21 protein-coding genes are annotated in these 22,094 nt (G+C 72.6%); 8 read left to right on the top strand and 13 right to left on the bottom strand.

Annotated elements, in window-relative coordinates:
- Positions 1 to 13 precede the first annotated feature (13 nt).
- The 8 genes from I5Q34_RS08910 to I5Q34_RS08875 all read right to left on the bottom strand — a co-directional run bounded on the left by I5Q34_RS08910 (position 14) and on the right by I5Q34_RS08875 (position 8,804).
- Positions 14 to 1,795 carry a VgrG-related protein gene (locus tag I5Q34_RS08910; protein ID WP_199891644.1) on the bottom strand — a complete coding sequence of 594 codons (1,782 nt, stop codon included), beginning with the start codon at positions 1,793 to 1,795 and terminating at the stop codon, positions 14 to 16.
- A complete protein-coding gene (locus I5Q34_RS08905; protein WP_199891643.1) occupies positions 1,792 to 2,502 on the bottom strand; it encodes a LysM peptidoglycan-binding domain-containing protein in 711 nt (236 codons plus the stop codon). Before I5Q34_RS08905 ends, I5Q34_RS08910 begins: the two co-directional genes overlap by 4 nt.
- A 36-nt stretch (positions 2,503 to 2,538) precedes the next feature.
- Positions 2,539 to 2,970: a phage tail protein gene (locus I5Q34_RS08900; RefSeq protein ID WP_199891642.1), complete on the bottom strand. Its 432-nt coding sequence runs from the start codon at positions 2,968 to 2,970 to the stop codon at positions 2,539 to 2,541.
- A gap of 29 nt (positions 2,971 to 2,999) precedes the next feature.
- Positions 3,000 to 3,224, bottom strand: coding sequence for a hypothetical protein (locus I5Q34_RS08895; RefSeq protein WP_199891641.1), 225 nt, complete (start codon positions 3,222 to 3,224; stop codon positions 3,000 to 3,002).
- A 2,051-nt stretch (positions 3,225 to 5,275) separates the two neighbouring features.
- On the bottom strand, positions 5,276 to 5,437 hold the full coding sequence (locus I5Q34_RS08890) for a DUF6760 family protein (RefSeq protein WP_199891640.1): 162 nt from the start codon (positions 5,435 to 5,437) through the stop codon (positions 5,276 to 5,278).
- Complete coding sequence (locus I5Q34_RS08885; RefSeq protein ID WP_199891639.1) at positions 5,434 to 5,826, bottom strand: hypothetical protein; 393 nt, start codon at positions 5,824 to 5,826, stop codon at positions 5,434 to 5,436. The genes I5Q34_RS08890 and I5Q34_RS08885 overlap by 4 nt, the downstream gene beginning before the upstream one ends.
- Positions 5,827 to 5,850: 24 nt before the next feature.
- Positions 5,851 to 7,389, bottom strand: a complete 1,539-nt coding sequence (locus I5Q34_RS08880; protein ID WP_199891638.1) for a hypothetical protein — start codon at positions 7,387 to 7,389, stop codon at positions 5,851 to 5,853.
- A gap of 26 nt (positions 7,390 to 7,415) precedes the next feature.
- Positions 7,416 to 8,804 (bottom strand): hypothetical protein, encoded by a 1,389-nt coding sequence (locus I5Q34_RS08875; RefSeq protein WP_199891637.1) that lies wholly within the window; start codon positions 8,802 to 8,804, stop codon positions 7,416 to 7,418.
- 449 nt (positions 8,805 to 9,253) lie between these two features.
- Between I5Q34_RS08875 and I5Q34_RS08870 the strand changes: the two genes are divergently transcribed.
- From I5Q34_RS08870 to I5Q34_RS34540, 3 genes are all read left to right on the top strand, one after another.
- Positions 9,254 to 9,934 carry a hypothetical protein gene (locus I5Q34_RS08870; RefSeq protein WP_199891636.1) on the top strand — a complete coding sequence of 227 codons (681 nt, stop codon included), beginning with the start codon at positions 9,254 to 9,256 and terminating at the stop codon, positions 9,932 to 9,934.
- Positions 9,935 to 10,656: 722 nt separating this feature from the next.
- A complete protein-coding gene (locus I5Q34_RS08865; RefSeq protein WP_234428623.1) occupies positions 10,657 to 11,586 on the top strand; it encodes a hypothetical protein in 930 nt (309 codons plus the stop codon).
- 46 nt (positions 11,587 to 11,632) lie between these two features.
- Positions 11,633 to 13,246 carry a DUF4157 domain-containing protein gene (locus I5Q34_RS34540; RefSeq protein WP_234428622.1) on the top strand — a complete coding sequence of 538 codons (1,614 nt, stop codon included), beginning with the start codon at positions 11,633 to 11,635 and terminating at the stop codon, positions 13,244 to 13,246.
- A gap of 40 nt (positions 13,247 to 13,286) precedes the next feature.
- Here the strand turns inward: I5Q34_RS34540 and I5Q34_RS08855 are convergent, their stop codons facing one another.
- Positions 13,287 to 13,724, bottom strand: coding sequence for an SRPBCC domain-containing protein (locus I5Q34_RS08855; protein WP_199891635.1), 438 nt, complete (start codon positions 13,722 to 13,724; stop codon positions 13,287 to 13,289).
- Between the two features lie 54 nt (positions 13,725 to 13,778).
- Entirely contained in the window at positions 13,779 to 15,299 is a 1,521-nt protein-coding gene (locus I5Q34_RS35485) for an L-lactate permease (protein ID WP_199891634.1), read from the bottom strand.
- Positions 15,300 to 15,565: 266 nt separating this feature from the next.
- On the opposite strand from I5Q34_RS35485, the gene I5Q34_RS34525 reads away from it, so the two are divergent.
- Together I5Q34_RS34525 and I5Q34_RS34520 are read left to right on the top strand one after the other, a co-directional pair.
- Positions 15,566 to 15,994, top strand: coding sequence for a hypothetical protein (locus I5Q34_RS34525; protein ID WP_234428621.1), 429 nt, complete (start codon positions 15,566 to 15,568; stop codon positions 15,992 to 15,994).
- Positions 15,991 to 16,296, top strand: a complete 306-nt coding sequence (locus I5Q34_RS34520; RefSeq protein ID WP_277965708.1) for a transcriptional regulator — start codon at positions 15,991 to 15,993, stop codon at positions 16,294 to 16,296. The genes I5Q34_RS34525 and I5Q34_RS34520 overlap by 4 nt, the downstream gene beginning before the upstream one ends.
- A 1-nt stretch (position 16,297) precedes the next feature.
- On the opposite strand, the gene I5Q34_RS08840 is transcribed toward I5Q34_RS34520, so the two are convergent.
- Positions 16,298 to 17,806: an IucA/IucC family protein gene (locus I5Q34_RS08840; protein WP_199891632.1), complete on the bottom strand. Its 1,509-nt coding sequence runs from the start codon at positions 17,804 to 17,806 to the stop codon at positions 16,298 to 16,300.
- A 42-nt stretch (positions 17,807 to 17,848) separates the two neighbouring features.
- On the opposite strand from I5Q34_RS08840, the gene I5Q34_RS08835 reads away from it, so the two are divergent.
- Complete coding sequence (locus I5Q34_RS08835; RefSeq protein ID WP_199891631.1) at positions 17,849 to 19,387, top strand: IucA/IucC family siderophore biosynthesis protein; 1,539 nt, start codon at positions 17,849 to 17,851, stop codon at positions 19,385 to 19,387.
- Here the strand turns inward: I5Q34_RS08835 and I5Q34_RS34515 are convergent.
- Together I5Q34_RS34515 and I5Q34_RS08825 are read right to left on the bottom strand one after the other, a co-directional pair.
- A complete protein-coding gene (locus I5Q34_RS34515) occupies positions 19,359 to 19,583 on the bottom strand; it encodes a hypothetical protein (RefSeq protein ID WP_234428620.1) in 225 nt (74 codons plus the stop codon). The genes I5Q34_RS08835 and I5Q34_RS34515 overlap by 29 nt on opposite strands.
- 196 nt (positions 19,584 to 19,779) lie before the next feature.
- Entirely contained in the window at positions 19,780 to 20,394 is a 615-nt protein-coding gene (locus tag I5Q34_RS08825; RefSeq protein WP_199891630.1) for an ABATE domain-containing protein, read from the bottom strand.
- A gap of 63 nt (positions 20,395 to 20,457) precedes the next feature.
- Between I5Q34_RS08825 and I5Q34_RS08820 the strand changes: the two genes are divergently transcribed.
- Both I5Q34_RS08820 and I5Q34_RS08815 read left to right on the top strand, forming a co-directional pair.
- On the top strand, positions 20,458 to 20,922 hold the full coding sequence (locus I5Q34_RS08820) for a VOC family protein (RefSeq protein WP_199891629.1): 465 nt from the start codon (positions 20,458 to 20,460) through the stop codon (positions 20,920 to 20,922).
- Between the two features lie 159 nt (positions 20,923 to 21,081).
- Complete coding sequence (locus I5Q34_RS08815) at positions 21,082 to 21,657, top strand: hypothetical protein (protein WP_199891628.1); 576 nt, start codon at positions 21,082 to 21,084, stop codon at positions 21,655 to 21,657.
- The last annotated feature ends 437 nt before the right edge of the window (positions 21,658 to 22,094 follow it).

Genomic DNA, 22,094 nt, shown 5'->3' with positions numbered 1-22,094 from the left:
TACGTCAGTGCTGTCAGTTGATGTCGACGGGAGCGCCGGTGATCCTGGTCTTTCCGCCCTTGAGCGTGAGTTGAGCGGTTCCCTCGACGTTCATGTTCTTTCCCTTGAGGGTCACATCGGTGCCCTCGATCTCGACGGTGCCCGCCCGGACGACCACCTTGCCCGTGTCGCCGGCGTCGAGGGTGATGGTTCCGGTGCGGGTGTCGAGCCGGATGCGCAGGCCCTTGCCGGGTTCCCCGGCCTCCAACGAGATCGCGGTCTCCTTGCGATCGAGGTGCGCGGTGAGTTTCCCGTCGCCGGACTTCAGCCGGACGCCCTGGGGCCCTTCGGTCGCGCTCAGCAGCTCCAGCCGGTCGCCCGCCCGCGAAGTGACGGACCGTCGGTTCATCCGCCCAGTACCGGCGTCCACCAGAGGCAGACCATGGTCCGTCGGGGCGTCGACCCCGTTGTACAGCCCGCCCAGGACGTACGGACGGTCCAGCCGCCCGTGCTCGAAGCCGACCAGCACCTCGTCCCCTGTCTCCGGTGCGACGACGCCCCCGCCCTCCGCGCCACCCCACTGCACCGTGCGCACCCAGTCGGTGACGTACTCCTGCGACAGCCACGGCAGTCGCAGCCGGACCGCGCCGCGCTGCCCCTGTCCCGGCTCGCGGACGTCAGTGACGATCCCCACCGCCACACCCGTCCCGCACAGCGGCGGCGGGTGCGGGACGACCGGCGGCGGCAGCGCCCCCACCCGGACGCGGGTGAGGAAACCGTGCTCGCCGTCGAAGGTGTGCAGAGCGGCCGTCGCCGTGTACTGCCCGGCGAACGGCGCGCCGGTGCCGGTCACGGTGAACGGGACGCCCGCGCGCAGCTCCGGCGTCCCGACGACCGTGGCCTCCAGGTCCGCGATGGCGGCGGCCGTCTCGTCGGCCAACGCCCGTGCGGCAGCCTCCACTTGGGACGCGGTGGTGTACGGGCGGCCCGCCACCAGCAGACCGGGCCGGTCGCCGAACGCCTTGCCGAGCTCCGCGGGCGTCGTCCCCAGGCGGAGCCGCTCACTGTCCGTGGCCGAAACCCTGGCCGTCACCGGTGACTTGGCCGCCTCGTCCCAGCCACGCACCTCCACCTCGCCCCCGACCTGCCCGGCCGAGGAGACGCCCGTCCGCAGGGACAGCAGGTTCACCCCGTACTGGAGGACGTACGGGCTGCGGTCGGCGCCGGTGGACGGCGCAGGCGCCTTCGAGGCGGGGGCGAGCCGGCGCAGCTCCACCGTCCGTCCCTCGACGGCCAGACGGAGGCCCTGCTGGTCGGCGAGGTGGGTGAGCAACTCCCAGTCCGTCAGGTTGGGTTGGGAGAGGTGACGGACCCGGCCGCCGGCGGCCTCGACACGGCCGGCGCGCAGGCCGTGCCGGGCGGCGGCTTGGGCGACGACCTCGGCGACGGTCGTCTCGACGTACGCGGCCACCCGGCGGCCGCGCGTCAGCCGGTGCCCCCGGTCGGACGCCCGGACCGTGGTGAACGCCCCGTCCGGGCCCACCTCCTTCTCCAGTCCGGTCACCTCGCCGTCGAAGAGCGGGGTACGGGCCCGCTGCCGGGCGGCGGTCACCGAGACGGTCACCTCCGTGCCCACGGCGACCCGCGCGCCGGACAGCAGTTGGTGCTCCGGGTCGCGGAAGCGTAACCACGCCGTGGCCGGCAGCCCGGTCGCCGTCGCGATTCCCGCCGCCACCAGGCGCTCGCCCCACTGCTCCGGGAGGACGGTGCCGTCGAAGGCGACCACCGGTTCGGCCGCGTAGGCCCGTTCCGTCACCGGCCGTCCTCCAGTACGGGCAGCACCAGCGTGGTGCCGGGACGCAGACGCTCCGGGTCGTCGATCCCGTTGGCGCGGGCGATCTCCCGCCAGCACGTGGCGTCCCCGTACGTGCGCCACGCGATGCCCGGCAGGGTGTCGCCGGAGACCAGCAGGTGCGTGCCCACCGGACCGTCCGCGCCGGAACTCGGGTTCTGCCGCTGCTGCGAGCTGCCCACCTCCTCCAGGGTCAGCGAGCACTCCGCGCGCAGTGGCGTCCCGTCGGTCCGGAAGCGGGTGTAGGCAGCGTTCACCTGGGTGACGACGGCCAGGAACCCGGTCGTCCGCGAACGGCCCCACTCCAGCCGGACCCAGGGCGCGGAGGCCGGCTTCGAGGCGGCGCTCCGCGTCGTGGGGACGCAGCACCCCAGTAGCTTCTCCACCTCGTCCTGGACGCCGCTGCCCGTGATGCCCGGTGCGTCGAGGAAGACGTCCAGCGTCATGGTGCGCGGCTCGGCGCCGATGAACTGCGGTCTGGCGGCGGCCGCGTTGGACGGCGCCCGGCTGCGGTCCCAGCGGGCCTGCTTGCCGACGGATACCCGGTCCGGGCTGAAGTGCAGCCGGATTCGGGAGCGTTCGGGCCCGGGTGTGCTTCCGGTTCCGGAGGGCGGATCGAGAATCACGAGGGAGGCCCGTGCCGGGGTGCCTCCCAGGGGCAGAACGGCCACGGCGGCTGTCCTTTCGTGAGGCGGGTGAGTGCCGGGTCAGACGGGTATGGGGACGAACCCTTCGTGCGCGATCTCCAGCGTCTCCCGGGCCGGGAGGGACTGTTCCGTGTCGAAGGAGGGCCCGCTCCACCGGACCGGCAGCACCCCGTCGAGCAGCCACCGGACGATCGGCTTGCGGTCCGGCCCGAGCACCACCAACTGCCCCGGCATCCGCACCGGTTCATGGATCTGGAGCTGGAGCCAGGCCCAGACGAGCGTGGTCTCCTGCGTCAGCGGTCTGCCGAGGACGACGTTGGAGTAGCGGATCCGGGTCGGCAGGTGCCAGACGCGCCCGTTCATCCCGCCTTCCGTCCGCTCCTCGACGTCCATGGCACACCCCAGCCCGTCACAGGAGGTGAACGAGCCGAGGGAACTGTGCCCGATGGACAGCTGGAAGAGCGAGCTGACGGCGAACGGCTGGTCCGGCATGGTGACTCCGTCAGGGAAGGCGAAGGCGGTCAGCGGGGGGCGTGGCCGAGCGGCGGGCAAGGCGGCGGTACGGGCCAGTCGACGCGCTCCGGGAGGCGGAGGGCGGGGAGCACGGCGCGCGCGATCTCCTCGGCGTGCGCTTCGGCGATCCTGCGGGCGAGCAGGGCGGGATCGGGGTCGGGGACGGCGGGTGGGGAGGGGGGCGGGTCGTGGGGGGAATCCCGCCGTCCGTCGAGGTGGGAGGGCAGGCGCACGGCGGTGGGTGGGAGGTGGGGCAGGGGGGGCCCGATGCGCGGGTGAGTTGATGTGGGCGGGGCGGAGGGGAGTTGGCGCTGGTCGTGTGGAGGGGGGTGCTCCCCGGGCAGTGCCCGGGCTCGGGGGGACCGGGCCGGCGCGGGGGGAGCGAAGGGGAGGAGGGAGGGCTGGGGGGACGGGGCCCGGGGAGGGGGAGGGGGTGCGTCGGCCGGGCCCGGGGCGCGGAGTGGTGACGGACCGGGGAGGGGCAGGGGCGGCCGCCGGAACCCGGTACTTGCCGGCGGGTCGTGCGGGGCGGTGGGCGAACCGAGTCCGGATGCTGCGGATCCCTGAGCGGATCCTTGCCCCTGGGGACGGGCAGAGGACTCGGTGCCGGTGGCCCAAGAACGAACCGGCACGGGTGCGTCCTGGGGGTGAAGGACCGGACGGGACAGAGGCGTTGCCCGAGGGAGGGCGGGGCAGCTGTCAACCGGGGGAGGTGTGCTTCCGGGAGGGATGGTGGGGCGGTGAACCGGCGGGGAGATCTCCGGGGGGATGGTGGCAGGACGGTGGGTGGGCGGGGGAGCGTGCCTTGGCGGGAGGGTGGGTTCGTGAACCGGCTGGGACGCGCTGCCGGGGACGGATGTCGGCCGGCTTGGCATGGAGGTGGGGTGATGGACCGGCGAGCGGGCCTCCGGGGGCAGGGTGGCGGGGTCGTGAAGCGGTGGGGGTGTGCTCTCGGGGGTGGTTGTGGGGTGAGGGGCTGGTAAGTGGGCTTTGATGGATAGGGTGTTGGGAGCATGGCCGGGTGGGAGCGTGATCGGGGGTATGCCCTCGGGGGCGGCTGTCGGGCGGTGGACCGGTAAGTGGGTCGCGGCGGGCCGGGCGGCGGGGCCGTGAACCGGCTGGGACGTACTCCCAGGGGCGAAGGTCGGACGGTGAATCGGTAAGTGAGTTGCCCGGGGGACGGCGTTGGGACTGCCGACCTGCGGCGGTGTGCCCCCGGGGACGGCCGTCGGACCGTGTACGGACGGAGACGTCTCCGGCGGGCTGGAGCCGTAGGCCGGCGGGGGTGACTCCGACGGGGCGTTGCCGACCGGGCCGGGCACCTGTCGGACCGGCAGGGCCCGAAGGGCGGGCGGCGAGGCCGCCGGCCGATGCGGGTCCCCGGCCGGGCCGGGGGTCCGGGGGCTCGCCCCGGGAGACGGGGAGAGGGCGGGGCTGGGGCTCACCTCCCCGTCACCAGCCGCTCCCCGCGCCACAGGCAGCGTCGGACATGGCCCGGCGAAGGGCTCCGACATGGGCCCCGGTTCCGGTACGGGCCCCGGTTCCGATATGGGCCCCGGCCTCGACACGGGCCCTGGCTCCGACACGGGCCCCGGCCCCGGCACCCGCGCCACGCGCAACATGGTCCGGACACGGAACAGCGCCCGCGACGCCTCGGCCGTTCCGGCCCTCGGACGGACTCCGACGACGGACGACACCCGGTGAGCGACCCGCCCCGGATCCGTCACCTCGGCACGACGCCGAGCACCACCGTCTCCGTACGCGGAGGACCCTCCCGAGGCAGCGGCTCCTCGCCCGGCCGCCGGCTCCCGGTCCCCTGGACCGGACGCCACGGGGCCGGAGGGCCGCCCGGGGCCGACCGGCGAACCCGGTCGCCCTGCCCCCCGGCCCCATAACGTGCCGAGCACGTTCCCCACCAGGCGCGCCACGGTTCGCCGCGGAGGCCCCCCGACCGGCGCGGGCTCCGGAGACATCTCCGGCACGCGCACGAGTGGCATGGCGGTCACCCCGTACCCGTACCGAAGGCGCGCCCCCGCGCCCCCCGCGGTGAAGTCCGCACGCCCGCAGCACACTTGCACGGCACGCGGCAACAACCGCCCGGGCAGGGCCACGGCGGGCGCCGGCCGCCAGGCCGCCAGGGTCCGCTGGAAGTCGGGCAGCGGGCTGCCCGGCAAGGTCGCCCGGGCCGGCCACGGCGGCAGCGGCGGCCGAAGCACCGCTGCCGTAGGTCGCGACAGGGCGAGCTCCGTTCGCGGCGCCCGCCGCCGGAAGGGCCAGGAGAACATCACCAACCCCCGTCCGCCGACGCCACGTTGATCCGCGCGATCTCCCGCACCCACGCCCGCCGCTCCCCATGGGGAAGGCCGAGGATGTCCGCACACGCCCAGTGGAAGTGGTAGGCGATGTACGCGACTTCCTCGCGCAGCCGGTCGGCGGGGTGCGTCATGATTCCCCCAGGCGGTCACCGGGCACGGGCTCGGGGACCGCGAACGCCGTCCCGCACGACGGGCAGGCCACCGCGCGGTCGCCCTCCAGCCCGTTGATCCGTCGGTAGAAGTCCTGGAGGTAGGCCAGGTCGGTGGCGAAGAGGGACTCCACGACCCCGGCGTGGATCTCGGGCACGTTCCCCAGCCGGGTGATCACCAGGCTGAGCAGCACGACCCCCAGGTACGCCGGGTTCTCCCGCACCCGCTGGTCGATCAGCGGCGCCAGCTCGTCCCGCGCCGTGGCCAGACGCATCCGGCCGAGGCGGTGGACGGTGCCGTCGCCGTCAACGTACCCACGGGGCAGTTCGAAGTCGAACTCGGTGTGCAATCCGGGGGTCTGCTGTGTCATGGGCTCTCCTGCCGGTCCGTCGTATCAGCGGATGCGCTCGCGGAACACCGTGCCGGCGGAGGTGTCCGCCGCCCACGCCTCGACCCTGACGCGTCCCGCCTCGGACCCGGCCGTCAGGACCGGGGAGGCCGCCACGCCCGTGTCGTCACTCGGCACGACCGCGATCGGGCCGCCCTCGAACGAGGCGAGGTCGTCGTCCACGATCCTGAAGGTGACGTCGACCGACGGCACGGGCGCGCCGTTGGCGTCCACCACGGTGACCTTGAGTGGTTCGGCGAAGTCCGTGCCGTGCTCGGTCTCCTGGCCCGCGCCGGAGAGGTAGCGCGTGTGGTCGGCGGGGCCGGCGGCCGGGATCACCGTGATGTTCTCGAAGCGGGCGAAGGCGCCTTCCTCCCTCCAGACGGCGGAGATGTCGCATTCACCCACGTGCTTCGCGAGGAGGGGGGCGCTGGTGGCGGTACCGTCCGCGAGCGTGGTCCGGGTGTCGGTCTCGCGGTCGCCCTCGAACCGTGCCTGGTCGCCCTTGATGGTGAAGGTGACGGTCGCTCCCTGCACCGGACTGCCGTCCAGCCTGGTCGCCTTGGCGCGCAGGGGGTTGGGGAACTCGGTGCCGACGACGGCCTGTTGCCCCTGCCCCGAGAGCGGGGAGAGCTGGAACTTCGAGACGCGGAACATCTGCCCGGTTCCGGTGAGGCCGATCCACAGGGCTCCGTCGGCGTCCACGGCGAGGGCGGCCGGCCCCGTTCCCTTGCCTGTCTGGATCGTTCCGGTCAGGCCCGTCGCACCCGGGGCGAAGTAGCCGACCGCGTCTCCCCCGGGCATGGTGAACCACAATGAGCCGTCGGGGAGGGCGTACGCGCGGTTGGCGACCGCGGGGATGCCGATGACCCGGTAGGACTTGGTGTCGAAGTCGTAGCGGATGATCCCGGCTTCCGGAGTGGTCGCCCAGAGCACCTTGCCCTCCGTCCTGGTGAGGGCGAGGGACCGCGGGCTGTGCTCCCCGAAGTCGAGGGGCGACAGGTCGAAGTCCCCGGTCGAGGCGTCGTAGCGGACCACCCGGTGACGGTCGGGGCAACTGACCCAGTAGTCCTGGGTGTTGCTCGCGTCGATGGCCAGCCCGTGGAGCGGCGTGCCGTAGTCGTTGGAGGTCGACACCTGGCCCTTGGCGTCGATGAAGGTCAGCGCTCCCTTGCCGTCGAGCGTCGCGACGACGAGCCGGGCTCCGCTCATGCTCTCGCCCAGGGCCAGGGCGTGGGTGGCGGCCGGCGCTCCGGTGCCGAGGGGCGGATAGCCGCCCGTGGCCGGGCACTTGACGGCGTGGCCCTTCTCGCGGCCATGGACATAGGTCCAGACGTCCAGGTCCCAGCAGACCAGGTCCTCGGCCTGCATGCCCTGGTAGATCGGCTCGTACAGCGCGCTGTCGTAGGGGACGCGCGGTGCGAAACGGCCGATCTTCGCATCGGGCGTGACGAACCAGATGTTCCTGTCGGCGGGGTTGTAGGCGAGCGCCATGGGTTTGGCGTTCCCCGAGAGGTCGTGGGTGTTGCCGGATCCGGAGGACATGGCTGGGCTCCTCTCGTGCAGGGGGGTTACACCTGGTCGTCTTCCAGATCGTTGCGCACGCGGAGGGTCACGGTGGTGGGCGGCTCGTGGTTCCCCCAGCCGATCTCCAGCACGACATCCTCCTCCGCCTTGCCCGCCAGGACGGAGGGGAAGGCCACCTGGCCGAGTACGTCAGTGGGGATGACGTGTTCCCGGCCGCCGTCGAGGAACGTCGCCTCTTCGGAGACGATGCGGCAGGTGAGCGGGATCCCCGGGGTCGGGTTGCCGTCGGCCACGAACGACGCCACGAGCGGCACCTCGGCGACATCGGCGGTCGCCACGCTGGTGATCGGCTGGACCACCAGCTGGGTCTTGCCCAGGGCGCTCTTCCCGCCGCTCGGGATCGGGTACCTGCCGATCCCCAAGTTCTTGCGGTCGGTGTACCAGACGTGACTGCTGTAGGGATCGACGCAGATGGCGTGGGCCTCACCGCCTTCCAGTCCGGGGCTGGGGACGGACGCGACGTTGCTGTCCTTCTTGAACCGGTAGATCTTGTCGACCCCGGCCACCCAGATGTAGCCGTCGGGGCCGAACGCCAGTTGCCGGGGTTCACCGGTGAGTTCGACGCTCTGGCTCCATGACTTGTTCTTGAGGTCGTACCGGAGGATCTGGTTCTTGCCGCTCGCGCTGATCCAGAGGCACGTCTTCCTCTCCCCGTTCTCCGTCACATCACCGGCGATGATGTGGATGGGGACTTGAGCGGTCCCGTTGGGCAGCGTGATCCTCCGCCACGTATTGTCGGTGGCCGGAGTCAACGTGTACAGACCGTTGTCCGTCCTGGGCTGATCGCCGCCGTGTTTCTGCCCGGTGAGCCAGTAGGTGACGATGGTTTGCGTCGAGTCGAGAGTGGCCGCGATCGACCAGAACCAGGTTTTGAATCCTGGCTGATCGAGAGGGAGCGATTGGAAGTAGGACGCTCCGTTCTTGCCGACGTCGACATAGGCCACATTGCCAAACATCGGTTCGGCGGCCAGGATGTAGTCCTTTGTGGGTGCCGACTCTCCTTCGCCGGTCTTGAAATGTACCGTGGTGAGGGTCTGGGCCCGCGCCGTGTCCTGGAGATTGTGCTTGTTGATGACCCGCAGCTGATCGACGTCGAACTCGTAGATCGGGTCGACCGTCTGCTGGTTGGCCGGCGAGGCGAACCATACGACCTTCCGGCCCGTCGGGTCGCTCGTGATTCCGGCGGAGAGCGGGGGAATCATGTCGGTGAAGGTGGCCTGGGCGTTCGGATCGCCCCGGTCGATCTGCACTAGTTTGTTGTTGTCGCTGGTCACCCACAGATAGCGGACATTGTCGACCGCCGGGCCGACCGTGATGGAGTGGGGCTTGATGGTGCCGCCGCCCTGATGGATGGGGAATTTCTCGATGGGCATGTGCGATCCTCCGGATCCGATCCGATTGCGGTTCACGGCTGTTCGCAGTGCGGCGCGCCTCCGTCGGCGATATCCGATGCCAAGAGCACATGCCGAACGGTGATGCGTGGGGACTGATGCTAGCGGCTCGGCCCCGGCCGTCAATAGCCCACGAGAAAAGGGCGGTTCGCCTTGGCTCAGGCGTTCGAATTGCTGTCCAGGGGGCTCTGGCAAAGGGGCGGAATTCGCCGTTTCGTGGCCAAGAAACGTTCCCTCCAAAGGATGTTGGCCAGATGGCGAAAACTCGCCGGTTGTCCGTTGCGGGAATTGCGGAGAAGGGCCAGTCTTCCCTCATCGCCTGGAGATGGTGAGGATTTATGCGCCGGAGCGACCCCGTTCATTTAGTTGAATCCTCTCGCGAGCCGCGCCGCCGGACCGTGGGTCCGCTCTTCCCGGCCTCTCCCCGGGCCGTGGCCGCGCTGCAGTCCCGGGCGGGCAACGCGGCTGTGGGCAGCCTGATAGGTGGCTCCCCGGGCCTGCCGCCCGTCGTCGTCCAGCGCATGGTCCGGCCCGCCCGCACGGCGACGCTGGGGCGCTGGGAGCACGAGGTCGAGTGGAACGGCCCCGAGTGGGGGGCGTGGGACGACAGAGGCGGCGGCACATCGGTGCGCGTCACGCTCGGGCCGGGCTCCCGGGCGCCGTCGCGCATTTACGGTGGCTCACCGCCCAGGCCCGACCAGTGCACTGTCGTCGACGCCCTCAACGCCCGCGACGGCGGCGGCTGGGTCCGGGGGCACCTGTGGAACGACCACCTCGGCGGACCCGGTACGTCCCGCAACCTCACGCCCATGACGTCCGCGACCAACCGCCGGTTCAACCGGGACTTCGAGGAGCCGCTCAAGAAGATGCTCTGGGCGTGCATGCGGCACGCGCAGGACAACCCGGCGGCGGACCACTGGTACGGGGTGCGCTTCCACGTGGAGGTGGTGGAGGAGACGGGCCGGAGGTCCGGTGACGCGAACGACCTCGACCACTACGTATTCGAGGAGTTCGACCACGAGGCGCGTTACGTCCGGAAGGACAAGAGGACGCGTGCGATCGCCCCCGCCGGGGCGCCGCTCCCCGCCGGGTTCCCGCCCGAACTGCTCTGATGGAGACGCCCGTCGGCCATCGCCCGGTGGCGAACCGCGCCGCCGCCTCTTCCGCCGGCCGGCAGAAGACCGGCCTTTCCAGGGCCCACTCCGGCCCCTTCTCGCCGCGTACCCGGGGAGGACGTCCGGCGTCGTCCTTCTCCGGCCGGTCGAGGAGGTCGCGCAGTGCGTGCACCGACCAGTCGGGACGCCCGCCCAGGCAGCCGTTGTCGGCACCGACGGCCAGGCCGTTCCCCAACGACGGCATCACATGGCAGAGGTCGGGAGCCCCGTCGGCCGTGAGCCCGCGGAAGACGCCCACCACGTACCCGGCGGGGATGACAGGCGAACGGGCCTCCGGATCCCGGGAGTTCACCAGGTTCCGCAGCGCTCCGTCCACCGTGTGCGGCCAGGCCGCGTACGCCGCCGCGCCGACGGCACCCGCCAGGTGCAGCGCGTACGCGACGGAGTTGGAGCAGATCTTTCCGCTCAGCAGGCGGCGTTCCTCGGAGGAGGGGGAGAGCGCCTTCCGTGCGACGGCCTCCCGTACCGTCCTCGGTCCCGCCGCGGCCATGGGTGCTTTGGCGGCGGCAGTCTGCTGCGGGCGTTCCGCGAAGGCGAACATGGCGACGTCCTCACACGAGGGGAGGTGCGGCTCCCTCCGCTCCGCCCCGGTTGGGAGGCGCGTCAAACACGGAGGTCTTTCCCCGGCACGGGGTTGTCCGTCTTCGAGGGGAGCGCTCATGCGCACACAGGGCAGGAAACACGATCACAGCCGCGGACGGTCCGCGGCGGCCCGTCCGGCCGGTCCGGAGGTCGCCGTGCTGCACGCGTTGCATCGTACGGCGGGCAACGCGGCCGTTTCATGGGCGTTCGGCGGCGCGAGCCAGGTGCGGCGGACGGACGGGGCGCCCATGCTCTACGGCGGGACACTGGCTGTCCAGCGGATGATGGACGGGGATCTGCGCAAGGCGAGGACCCCAGAGGAGATCGTGGCCGCCTTGGAGAAGTCGGGGCATTCGCGGGACGACGCCTGGGAGTTGATGCGCCATATGATGTCCCAGCAGTTCCCGGCCGGTGCGGCGCAGGGCGAGTTCGACATCCTCGACAGCATCAAGCCGGCCTCGAAGGAGCGTATCCGTCCGGTCCACAAGGCACAGGCGGCGGCTCTCCTGGCCAAGCCGTGGACGATCCGACACTACACCGGCCGGGACCCCAGGAATCCGCCGAGTTTCACCGAGATCGCGTCGACGTACGACAACGCGGCCGCCGGCAGGGCGAGCGAGCACACGAACGTCGCGGACTGGCGCTCGCTCGGGAACATCAAGTTCACCTTCTATCTGGTGGCCGTGGACGGCAAGGTGCCCCCGCGCAACTGGCTCAACAACACGCACTGGTACGCCGAGTGGGACCTGGAGGGGATCGAGGACTGCTGGGTGTCCCCGGATCTGCTGGAGACGATGAGCAAGCCGATGGACGCGGACGGGGCGCGTGAGGCGATGAAGGGTGTCAAGGCGTTCCGCGGGACCGGCAAGGAGCTCAAGGAACTGCTCGCGGTCAAGGCCTTCGGCAGCGGCAACGACCCGGCCGCCGCCCTGGACACCGCGATCGGCGGGGCCTTCGAACTCAAGGTCCCCGGCGGGCTGCCGGTCAAGGAGTGGAAGAAGAAGTAGCCGGGCGGGGCACGTCCCTAACAAGCAGTCGTAGAAAGGCACTTCCATGCACAAGTCCGTTCGGGACCGCGGCGACGGCCCTCTTGTCGCGAAGGCTTCACCGCCGGCACGGCTCCCGCTGTCACCGGCCGGTGTCCTCGCCTGGCAGCGTGCCGTGGGGAACGCGGCCGTGGTCCGTCACCTCGGACGGCACGGCCCCGGAAACGGCGCGGTGCAGCGCTCGGCCGTGGACGCGGTCCTCGCCTCCCCAGGGCGACCGCTCTCCGAGCCGCTGCGGTCGGAGATGGAGGCCCGCCTCGGCGCCGACCTCTCCGACGTACGGCTGCACGCCGACGCCGCCGCCCGGCGCTCCGCCGCCGGGCTCGGCGCCCGCGCCTACACCTCCGGCAGCCATGTCGTCCTGGGGGACGGCGACGCGGACCGGCATACGCTCGCCCATGAGCTCACCCACGTGATCCAGCAGCGGCAGGGCCCGGTGGCCGGTACGGACGACGGGTCGGGTCTCCGGGTCAGCGACCCGGCGGACCGTCACGAACGGGCGGCCGAGGAGAACGCGGTCCGGGCCATGAAGGGGGCGGCGCCGGAGCCGGCCGCCGCGCCGGTCCGGCAGGCCCGCCGAGGTCCCTTCACCGTGCAGCGGGTGATCCACCAGGAACCCAGCTACGTGGCGAAGGTGGGCGGCAGGACCTCCCTCACCAACCGCGGCGACCTCGACACCGAGGAGCGCGGCGGGGAGACGTACGTCCGCGTCTATCAGACGGTCTTCGCCCCGGTCACCGCGGGCGGCGGCCACAAGGACGTGCAGCAGCACGGCGGCGGCTCCATCGACTTCCTCAACCAACAGGACTCCGCCTGGCTGAACATGGGCCGTCCCTGGCGGGCGATGCACTACATGCGCACCTACCAGGACCAGAAGAACCGCAAGGCGCAGGGCGGGTTCGCGCCGCCGACCGCGCAGACCACCGCGCTGGTACGGTCCTTCCTCATTCCCCTGGACACCTACCGGCGGGTGACCGAGAACGCGGTCAGCGAACAGCAGATCAACTCCACCCGGGACCCCGGCAACTTGAGCCAGAGCACGGACAAGGCGAAGGACTCGGACCAGTATCAGATCCGCGGGAAACCGATGCGCGACGTCATCGCCGCGGCGGTGCCGGGCTCCCTCGTCACGTACGCCCCGGACGGCCTGGTCACGGAACTGGGGAAGGAACCCCGGCACGGGACGGTGAAACCGCTGAGCGAACTGCTCGGCCGGCTGAGCATGCCCGACCTCCAGGACTTCCCCGAGTACCGGCCCTCCGGAGGGGCCGCGTCCAGGGGGCTGGTGCTCTCGCTCGACCAGGGCAAAATGCCTGCTCCCCGGGCCCAGGAACGGCTGGTGGAACGCCTCGCCGGGCTGGTGGACGAAGCGTTTCCCGAGAACGGGCGCATCGACGCCGTGGCCAAGGGGGCCAGGGCCGAGCTCAAGCGCCGGGCCGGGCTGTCGGGGGTCAACGACCGCGACATCGACTGGGAGGCGGTCCGCGACCGGGTGCAGCGGGCGATGAACTACGCGGGGATGCCCGCCGTGCTCGCCGAGGTCTTCAAGGCGGCCGAGACCAAGGCGTCGCAACCGGGCGGCGGCGGCTTCCGGACCAGGAACTTCCCCGCAAAGAAGTGATCCGCCAAGAAGTGATCCGCCGGGAAGTGGCCCGGCCGGTTCAGCCTCCCCGCCCCTCCGCCCTTTTCCTCAGCGCCCGGTTGAACGCCTCGAAATCTCCGGCCGTGTCGGCGATCCTCCGCTTGAGGAGCGGGACCAGGAGGCCGGTGAAGCGTTCGCTCTGGACGAGGCGCGTCCCGCCGCCTTCCAAGTCCGTGAGGACGAAGCGGTGTTCGCCGTCGAAGAGGCCCGGTGCGAGCAGCCGGCCGAGCCGGCGCAGCTCGCGCTGCGGGACGACGGCGCGCACGCGCGGGCGGAAGGTCATCGGCCGGCGGTGCTCCGGGTGCATCCGCAGCCTGAGCCGGGCGCCCACCGCGACCTCGCCGGAGGCCTCCCGGATGAAGGGGTTCCAGTCGCGGTAGTGCTCCAGATCGGTGAGCACCTCCCAGACGCGGGCGGGAGGCGCCCCGATGTCGATCCACGTGGCTATCTCACGCATGGACCTCCACTCCCTGGCTCGCGCCGTACCCTCGATCCTCCCTCGGCCCGCCCGTCACCGCCACACGGACGCGATGATTCCCAGCGTCACGAAGACCAGGGCGTGCACCACGAGGACCGTGCGCAGCACCCACCCCGTGTCGGCCGGAGCCCCGGCGGCCGTCCGGGCGGGGGCGGCGGTACGGACCGCCGTGCCCCCGCCCGCCGTCCGCTCCGCCGCCGGGGACGACGGCTCGGCGGGCCCGGGCGCGGGCCCGTGCGCGGTCGTGGCGAGCTCCGCGGCGAGCGCGACGCGGGCGACCGCGGCGCCCGAGGCCAGCGCGGCGCTCACGTTCTGCACCGCGACGAGATGGCCCGCCGAGTAGCCGAGCGCCTGGGCGGCACCGGCCTGGCCGGCCGCGAACATCGCGTTGGCCCCGGTGTTGGACCCCGCCAGGAAGCCGCCCACCGCGCCGATCCAGGGTGCGAGGACGAGGTAGGCGCCGCCCAGGGAGGCGCACGCGTCGGCCAGTTCGCGGCTCATGCCCGTCACAGTGAGCAGGGTGCCCAGAGTCAGGAAGACCACGGTCGTCAGGGTCACCTGCCACCAGCGCCCCAGCGTCGCGCGCGTCGCCGCGCCGAGCACCGGCTCCCGGGCGCCGAGCAGGGCCGGGGTGAGCAGCCCGGTCAACGGCAGCCAGCCGCCCGGCCCGGCGAGGACCGCCCACCAGCCGTCCTCGACGCCCGCCCAGGCCAGCGCCGCCCGGCCCGCCAGGAGCCCCGCGACCAGGAAGGCGTACGGGGCGAGGACCCGGCCCACGGGCTCCCCGCGGCCGCCGCGCTCCCTCGCGCCGGAGACCAGCAGCAGGACCAGGACCGTGGCCAGACCGCCCAGCACCCCGGCCAGCGGCACGCCCACGAAGGTGTTCACCGACCACACCGTGCCCCACAACACCCCCGCCGCCAGCAGGAGTTCGCCTGTCGAGGCCGCCGCGCGACGGAGTCCGAAGGCGATCGTCAGCGCCGCCGCCCCGCAGATCAGGAAGACGGGCGCGGACAGCACGGCGGAGTCGACGCCCAGCTGCCGGAAGCCGACCCCGCCCAGCTCCGCCGCCACCAGGCTGCCCGGCGCCAGCGACCCCCACGGCACCGTGACCAGGCCCAGGAGCCCGACGGCGGCCGCCCGGGCCGGCGGGAGACCCAGGCCGCGCAGCAGGGGGACGGCGACGACGACCCCGATCCCGAAGCCGGTGAGCGACTCGGCGAACGGGGTCACACCGAGCATCACCAGCAGCACGGCCCGCGCCGGCGAACTGCACGCGGACCCGATCCGGTCGCCCAGCCGCGCCTGGACGCCGGTGCGGTTCATCAGCTCGCTCAGCAGGATGCCGCCGAAGAGGATGGCGGCCAGTTCGACGACGGTGGGCAGCATGTGCAGCTGCGCGTCGCCCAGTCGGCCCCAGGGGGTGCGGAAGGCGGTGGCGGTGAGCACCACCGCCGTCCCCAGCGCGGCGAGGCTCGCGTACAGGGCGCGCACCCGCAGCGCGAGCAGAACGAGGGTGGCCAGGACGGGCAGAGCGGCAAGCGCGGCGTTCACCGGGCGGGCCCTTCGCCGATGACTCCGGTGGCTCCGGATCCGTACATCTCTGCCCCTTCTCGTTGCGGTGTGCGACGACCCGCCGGAAAGGAACCCGGGGACCGGACCCGCACTGTGGGCGAGCGCGGCGGAGCCGGGCAACGAAGGGCGTGTTACTTGGTCAGGTCGGCGGCGAAGGCGTGATGCGGGCCTAGTACTTTCCAAAATGGAAAGTAGGTGACACTCTGGCAACATAAAGTTCGGAACGAGGATATTGGGGGTTCACCATGGCCGGACACGCCGACGCCGTCGCGGCGTTGCACGGCGCTGCCCGCATCGAGGCCGCGGCACGCGGCAGGAGCCGTTGGTACGCCGTATACCTGTGGGTACTCGGCGCATGGCAACTGGCCTTCGTCCCGGCCGTCGTGCTGTGGCACGGCCCGGCCGGGACGGGTACGAGCTGCGCGATGAACGCCGCGCTCGTCTCGGGACTCTCGGTCTACGCCGCGCGTCAGCCCGTCGTCCCGCGCGGATTCGCCCGCCGGCACTACACCGTGATCGGGACGTGGGCCGCCCTCTACGTCCTCACCATCATGCTGTCCGTCACTGTCGGCCGGGACAGCGTCCCGTTCGCCGCCGTCGCCGCACCGGTCTGCGCCCTGCCCTTCGCCGTGGCGGCCGTAGGGGTCATGGGGGAGCGGAGGCGCCGGACGTGAGCGACCGCCACCCGCGGCACCGGCTCGCACCCTTGCTGACCTCCCCGGTACGGCTGTCTGTCGTGGCCGCCCTCGCCGCCGTCGGGAAGGCCGAGTTCGGATACGTGCGGGACCTGGTGGAGATCAGCGACTCCGTGCTGTCCAAGCAGGCCGCCGCCTTGGAGGAGGCCGGCTGGATCACGGTCGAGAAGGGCAGGGCCGGACGGCAGTCGCGGACCTGGCTCGCGGTCACGGACGAGGGGCTCGCCGTCTACCGGCGTCACCTCGCCGCGCTGAGGGACATCGCCGGCCCGCGGGAATGAGTCAACCTTGGCTGTCGGCAACCGGGTTGGGCAGCAGTGCCCACCGGTCGCCGCCCGCCGGATTCAGCCGCATCAGCGTCAGCGCCTTCGTCGGCAGACGTTCCGTCCGCAGCGCCCGCAGGTCCGCGGTCGGGGTGACGTCGCCGACGGCCGCCGCCAGGACCGTGCCCAGCGTCGGGGCGTCCCCGGCCAGCGGGCCCAGCGCGCCGGTGACCAGGCAGCTGAACACCTTGCGGCGCAGGGCGGTCGGATCGTCGTTCAGCAGCCGCCCGGTCAGCGGGGGCGCCGGGAAGCCGTGCCGCCGCAGCCGGGCCGGGCTGACGCGGATGTCGGCGAGGTCGCGGTAGACCAGCCGCCGGGGCCATCCGTCCGTGTCCACGACCGCGAGGAGGTTCTGCCCGTGCCCCTCCAGGGCCACCCCCAGATCGAGCAGGTCCAGGCAGACGCCGAGGGCCAGGCGGGCGAACGCGACGATCCGCTCCAGCCGCTCCCGGGGCGCCTTGTCCGTGAAGAGGGCGGGCAACTCGGCCGCGGGCACGACCCGTTCCCCCGCACCCGCGTACGCGTACGGCGACTCCCGCAGCACCGCCGCCAGGTCCGGCATGCCCGCCCCCGCCGCCGCCAGCGTCCGCGCGATGTGCAGCCGGCCGTCCAGACGGTCCGCGACGCGTTCGGCTACCCGTGACGTGGCCAGGGCGTGGTGCACCGAGTAGGCCGAGATGTCCCGTACCGCGGACGTGAGTTGGGTGCTCAGCGCGGTCTTGACGTGTGCCCGCTCGCCGAGGGCGAGCGACCGCAGGGCCAGCAGCGGATGGGCCCGCGGCCCGGGAACCGTCGTCCGGCCGGTCAGGACGTGCTCGGCCTGCCACGGATGCGTGGGGATCAACACGGCCTCCCCGTCCCGCAGTTCCGCGGGCCATGGGCCACGCACCGTGGCATCCCGCACCGGCGTGAGCCGCAGGTCCACCACCGGGCCGTGCTCCGGCGCGTACGCCAGCTGCTCGGCGGCCGAGAAGCCGGGCCGGGAGCGGCAACCGGGATGGTACGGATGGCCGTCCGCCGACCGCTGCTCCCACTCCCACGGTGCCACCGGCGGACCGCCGGGGCGTGGGGACGACCTGGAAAGCGCTAACGACGCCACACTGTGGTCGAGTTCGGCGGAAAACCGCTCCCCGCCCGGCACGGTCAGGGCCGTCAGCAAGCGGGCAGGATGGTCGTACGCGACGTCGTCCAGCTCCAGGGCGGCGACCATATGGCCCGTGGCCCAGGGATCCGACGGCGGACCGTGCAGCCGCCGTCCGTCGGCCAGCCGCAGCACGACGCCGCCGCCCCCGGCCGTACGGTCCGCGACCCAGGGCAGCGGCTCGTGGACCAGCCCCCGCCACAGCCGGGCCAGTACCGCCGCCCGGGCCCCGGGCAGGGCGGCCAGGTACGCGGCGGTCGACTCGGGGCGAACGCTGTCCAGTTCCTTCGCGAGGACCCGCTCGGCGACGGTGTGGCACACGCGCATGTCCTACCGCACTCGAACACACTCCACACATACTGATGGGCGATGAACGCCTTCGCCCGGACATCCGAAGCCCTGGCCGTCGCGCCCCTCCTCAACTGCCTGCTCCGTGAGGCCGCCGACCCGGCCGGGGAGCCGGCCGCCGGCCGCGCCGTCCACCAACTGCGCGCCTGCGGCCGGCTGCTGCGCGTCCGCACCGGCCACCGGCCCTCCGCACCCGAACTGTGGACCGGCGGAACGTGGCAACCCCTGTGCCACGCCGACCTCGTCGACCTCGCCGCCCACGAGATGCGCGCCGCCACGGGACGTCCCAACACCGCCCTCACCGCCGAGATGACCGCCGGCCGCACCGCCCTGGAGGCCCTCCTCGCCGCCCGCGCCCGCACCGCCCCGCCCGACGACCCCTGGCTGCGCTCCGAACAGGCCCTGGTCATGGGCCACCCCTATCACCCGGCCCCCAAGGCCCGCAGCGGCGGCGGCCCCCCGGACACCTGGCTGCGCTACGCCCCCGAGGCCCACGCCCGCTTCCCTCTCGTCCTGCTGGGCGTGCGCGAGGACGCGGCGGCCGACGACGGCGACACCCGCGCCCTCGACGCCCTGGGCCAGGCCCCGCCGGGCCACCGCCTGCTGCCCGTCCACCCCTGGCAGTTCGGCCTCACCCACCGACTGCCCGCCGTGCGCGCCGCCTTCGCCGACGGCCGCCTCGTCCGGCTGGGGGTCACGCCCTGGGAGGCCCGGGCCACGTCCTCGGTGCGCACGGTCCATATCCGAAGGACCCCCGAACGCCCGGATCTTTTCCTGAAGTTCAGCCTGGAGGTGCAGATCACCAACGATGTCCGGCGCATACGGCGGCACGAACTCCGTGACGTGCGCCGCACCGACCCGCTGGTCGTCGCCGCCTTCCGGGCGATGGACGGCCCCGCGGCCTGGCTGGGCGAACGCGGGCACCGCACGGTGCGCGGCCTGGAGGAGACGTTCCCCGTCATCGTCCGCGAAGGGCTGGACGGCCACCTGCTCCCGGGTACCACCGCCGTCCTGGCGGCCGCCCTCCCCGAGGGCTTCGACGGCAACCCTCTCGACCGCCTCGCCGACCCCCTGCCCTGGTGGTCGGCCTACCTCCGCAGCGTCGTCCCGCCCGTGCTGGAGGCGTACGCCCGGCACGGCGTCGCGGTCGAGTGCCACCTGCAGAACACCCTCGTCGCCGTGGACGCGGACGGCACCCCCGTCCAGGCCGTCTTCCGCGACACCGAGGGCGCCAAGGCGATCCCCGACACGCCCCGCGAGATCGCCCGGCAGCGCCTGGTGTACTGCCTCGTCGTCAACAACCTCATCGAAATCGCGAGCGTCCTCGCCCACCGCTTCCCCCGGTCCGCCGACGCGCTGTGGCCCGTGGCGCGACGGGAGTTCGAGCGGTACGACAAGGAACGCGGCTTCCCCGGAGCCGAGGCGCTCCTGACCGCGCCGACGGTCCCGGCCAAGGCGAACCTCCTGTCCCGCTGGATCGACGCGGACGGCACCGAACCGCGCTACCTGCCCGTCCCCAACCCGCTGGTTCTCACGAACCCTGCGGCATCAGCGAGTTGACCACGTCCTCCGTCACGGCCCGCCGGTGCCGACGCCGGTCCGCGCGGGCGGCCGCGTCGGGCAGCGGCTCCTGGTGGAAGCGGACCATCGCGCCCTCGCCGCGGGGCGTGACGGTGACCTGCGCGGTCGTCCCGGCCCCCGCGCCGGAGGAGCGGTGGGTCGGCCGGAGGCGGGAACCCTCGCGCCGGCCGCGCACCTCGCCGGTGGTGCCGGCGGTGGTCGTGTACGAACTGCCGGGCCCGGCCGCGATGCCGGCGTCCCGGCCCAGCCACAGGGCCAGGCCCTCCGGCGAGGTCGGGAAGCGCCGGACCTCCGCCGGCGGTACCGGCAGCGTCCGGGAGACGCCGATCCGGAAGCGGCGTCCTGGGTCAGGCCCATGGGGCGGTCGCCGCTCATCGGGCGGTCCTCTCCTCCGCGTCGCGCCGGGCGCGCAGGGCCCGGACCTTGTGACGGTTTCCGCAGCGCTCCATGGAGCACCAGCGGCGGCGGCCGGGGCGTGAGGTGTCCACGAACACCAACTGGCAGTTGTCCGCCCCGCATTCGCGGATGCGGCCGGCGAACGGTCCGGTCAGCAGCTCGACGGCGTCGCGGGCGACGGCGGACAGCGCCTGCCCGCCGGTCGCCGGCAGGGCCCAGGCGCGGTCGCCGTCGTCGGTGATCCGGGGGGCGAGCGGGGGAGCGGCCGCCGCGCGGTTGACCTCGGCGAGGTCGGCCGGGGACGGCCGTCCCTCGCGTACGGCGGCCCGTGTCAGACGCCACAGCGCGTCCCGCAGGGCCCGGCCCGTCGCCAACTCCCCGGCGGTGACGGTCACCTCGTCGGGGCGGAGCCCCAGCCGGGAGCGGCCCAGCCAGTCGGCCAGGTCCTGCGGGGTGTGCAGGGACTCCCACCGGGCCAGTTCGCCCGGTCCGCCGGTGCACAGCAGCTCCAGGCAGAGCGCGCCCGGATCGAAGCGGAAGCCGGTGCCGTCGGAGGAGCGCAGAAGGAGTCCGGTTGCCGTAGCGATCATGTAACCACTATAAATGGTTTCAGAGACCCGTTGGAAAACCGCTGGAAACCGGAGGAACTTCCCATGACCGAGGCCCATGCCCCCGTCCACTGGAAACTCGTCGTCGACTGTGCCGACCCGCTGCGTCTCGCCGACTTCTGGGTCGGCGCCCTCGGCTACGCGGTGGAGGACCACAGCGCCCTCATCGACCGGCTGCTCGGCCTCGGCACGATCGACGACGCGCAGTGGACCGCCGTCGGGGAGCGCAAGGCGTGGCGGCACGCCGCGGCCGTCCGCCACCCCGAGGACCCGGTCGACGCGTCCACCGGCACCGGCCTCGGCCGCCGCGTCCTCTTCCTGGCCGTCCCGGAGCCCAAGGAGGGCAAGAACCGGCTCCACCTGGACCTGCACGTCGGTCCCGAGCGGCGGGACGCGGAGGTCGAGCGCCTGGAAGGGCTGGGGGCGCGGGTGCTGCGGGAGGTGAACGAGTACGGGAGCCACCATGTGACGATGGCGGACCCGGAGGGCAACGAGTTCTGCGTGCAGTGACCGGGTCCCGGCGTTCATTCCCGGCCAACTCGTACGCCTGTGCCCCTGCGGCAATGTGCTGTGCACCAGCACCGGGAGTCACATAGGTGTTCCCGAGCGTGGCCGGTCCCTTTCGGGGGGTGGTGTCAGGCGCCCCACGGGTCCCTACTCTCCTCCGCCATGCGCCCTACAACACGCAGACGCCTCGGTCTCTCCAGTATCCTCGCCCTCGCCATCGGCCTGCCCGGCCTGGTGGCGCAGCCCGCCTCGGCCGACGTCGCGGCGCCCATGACGATCAGTGTCGACAAGGCGAGCGCGACCCCCGGCTCCACGGTCACGATCACGATGACCTTCACCAACGACCAGCAGACGAACACGCAGTTCGTGTACCAGTCGATACAGCCGACCTGGAACACCACGCAGGACCCCGGCCTCAAGTACACGTTCAAGTCCTGTACCGGTGAGGCCGTGCAGTGCGACGTGAACGGCACGAGCGGCACTGTGCGCTACAACGTCCCCGTCATCCCGGGCGCCACCCGCACCGTCAAGCTGACCTATGACATCGCCGCGGACTCGGCCTGCGGGCCCAGCCGGCGGATCGACTTCTACTCGTACGTCTACTACGAGTTCCAGGGCGGCCAGGCGAAGAAGGACGGCGTCTACAACACGGGTACGGACGTGGCGTGCAAGACGCCGGAACAGCCGACGGCCCCGACGGCCAAGGCCCCGGCGAAGGCGTTGGCGAAGCGCCACTGAGCCGCTTGTGCCGGGGTGGGGTGTCGGACCCCGTCCCGGCACTGCGCTGTGCCTGCCCGGCCGGTCGGAGGGATTTGCCCCGGACCCGCCCTTTCACCGTTTCTTTCCGCGCTCCGCGCGGGGTGCAACGCGGCTGCGCCGCGTTCGTCCTCAAACGCCGGACGGGCTGGATTGCGTGCCCGGGCACGGACATCAGCCCGTCCGGCGTTTGAGGACACACCGCGCGGAGCGCGCGAGAAACGGTGAAAGGGCGGGACCGGGGCAAATTCACTCCCACCGAAACCCACCCCCCGAACCGGGAAGAGCCCCGATGCCGCGGGGGACTGGGCACCCCGGGCCCTTCCCGGCCCGGGACCCGGCATGGGCCGCCCCCGGCCCCCGGCGCAGGGCCGAACGGGCCCGGACCACAGGGGCCAAAGGTCCTGACGGGCCGTCAC

The organism is Streptomyces sp. AV19 (assembly GCF_015999245.1).
Taxonomy (GTDB): Bacteria; Actinomycetota; Actinomycetes; order Streptomycetales; family Streptomycetaceae; genus Streptomyces.
Note: the sequence above shows the minus strand (reverse complement) of the source record. Positions and strands in the feature narration are given on the sequence as shown.

Excerpts from the sequence above, each read along its gene's own strand:
- I5Q34_RS08885 (WP_199891639.1), bottom strand. The coding sequence starts at position 5,826 with ATGACACAGCAGACCCCCGGATTGCACACCGAGTTCGACTTCGAACTG.
- I5Q34_RS08880 (WP_199891638.1), bottom strand. The coding sequence starts at position 7,389 with ATGTCCTCCGGATCCGGCAACACCCACGACCTCTCGGGGAACGCCAAA.
- I5Q34_RS08820 (WP_199891629.1), top strand. The coding sequence starts at position 20,458 with ATGACCGAGGCCCATGCCCCCGTCCACTGGAAACTCGTCGTCGACTGT.
- I5Q34_RS34540 (WP_234428622.1), top strand. The coding sequence starts at position 11,633 with ATGCACAAGTCCGTTCGGGACCGCGGCGACGGCCCTCTTGTCGCGAAG.
- I5Q34_RS34525 (WP_234428621.1), top strand. The coding sequence starts at position 15,566 with ATGGCCGGACACGCCGACGCCGTCGCGGCGTTGCACGGCGCTGCCCGC.
- I5Q34_RS08840 (WP_199891632.1), bottom strand. The coding sequence starts at position 17,806 with ATGCGCGTGTGCCACACCGTCGCCGAGCGGGTCCTCGCGAAGGAACTG.
- I5Q34_RS08835 (WP_199891631.1), top strand. The coding sequence starts at position 17,849 with ATGAACGCCTTCGCCCGGACATCCGAAGCCCTGGCCGTCGCGCCCCTC.
- I5Q34_RS08875 (WP_199891637.1), bottom strand. The coding sequence starts at position 8,804 with ATGCCCATCGAGAAATTCCCCATCCATCAGGGCGGCGGCACCATCAAG.
- I5Q34_RS08815 (WP_199891628.1), top strand. The coding sequence starts at position 21,082 with ATGCGCCCTACAACACGCAGACGCCTCGGTCTCTCCAGTATCCTCGCC.
- I5Q34_RS08855 (WP_199891635.1), bottom strand. The coding sequence starts at position 13,724 with ATGCGTGAGATAGCCACGTGGATCGACATCGGGGCGCCTCCCGCCCGC.
- I5Q34_RS08825 (WP_199891630.1), bottom strand. The coding sequence starts at position 20,394 with ATGATCGCTACGGCAACCGGACTCCTTCTGCGCTCCTCCGACGGCACC.
- I5Q34_RS08900 (WP_199891642.1), bottom strand. The coding sequence starts at position 2,970 with ATGCCGGACCAGCCGTTCGCCGTCAGCTCGCTCTTCCAGCTGTCCATC.
- I5Q34_RS08865 (WP_234428623.1), top strand. The coding sequence starts at position 10,657 with ATGCGCACACAGGGCAGGAAACACGATCACAGCCGCGGACGGTCCGCG.
- I5Q34_RS08890 (WP_199891640.1), bottom strand. The coding sequence starts at position 5,437 with ATGACGCACCCCGCCGACCGGCTGCGCGAGGAAGTCGCGTACATCGCC.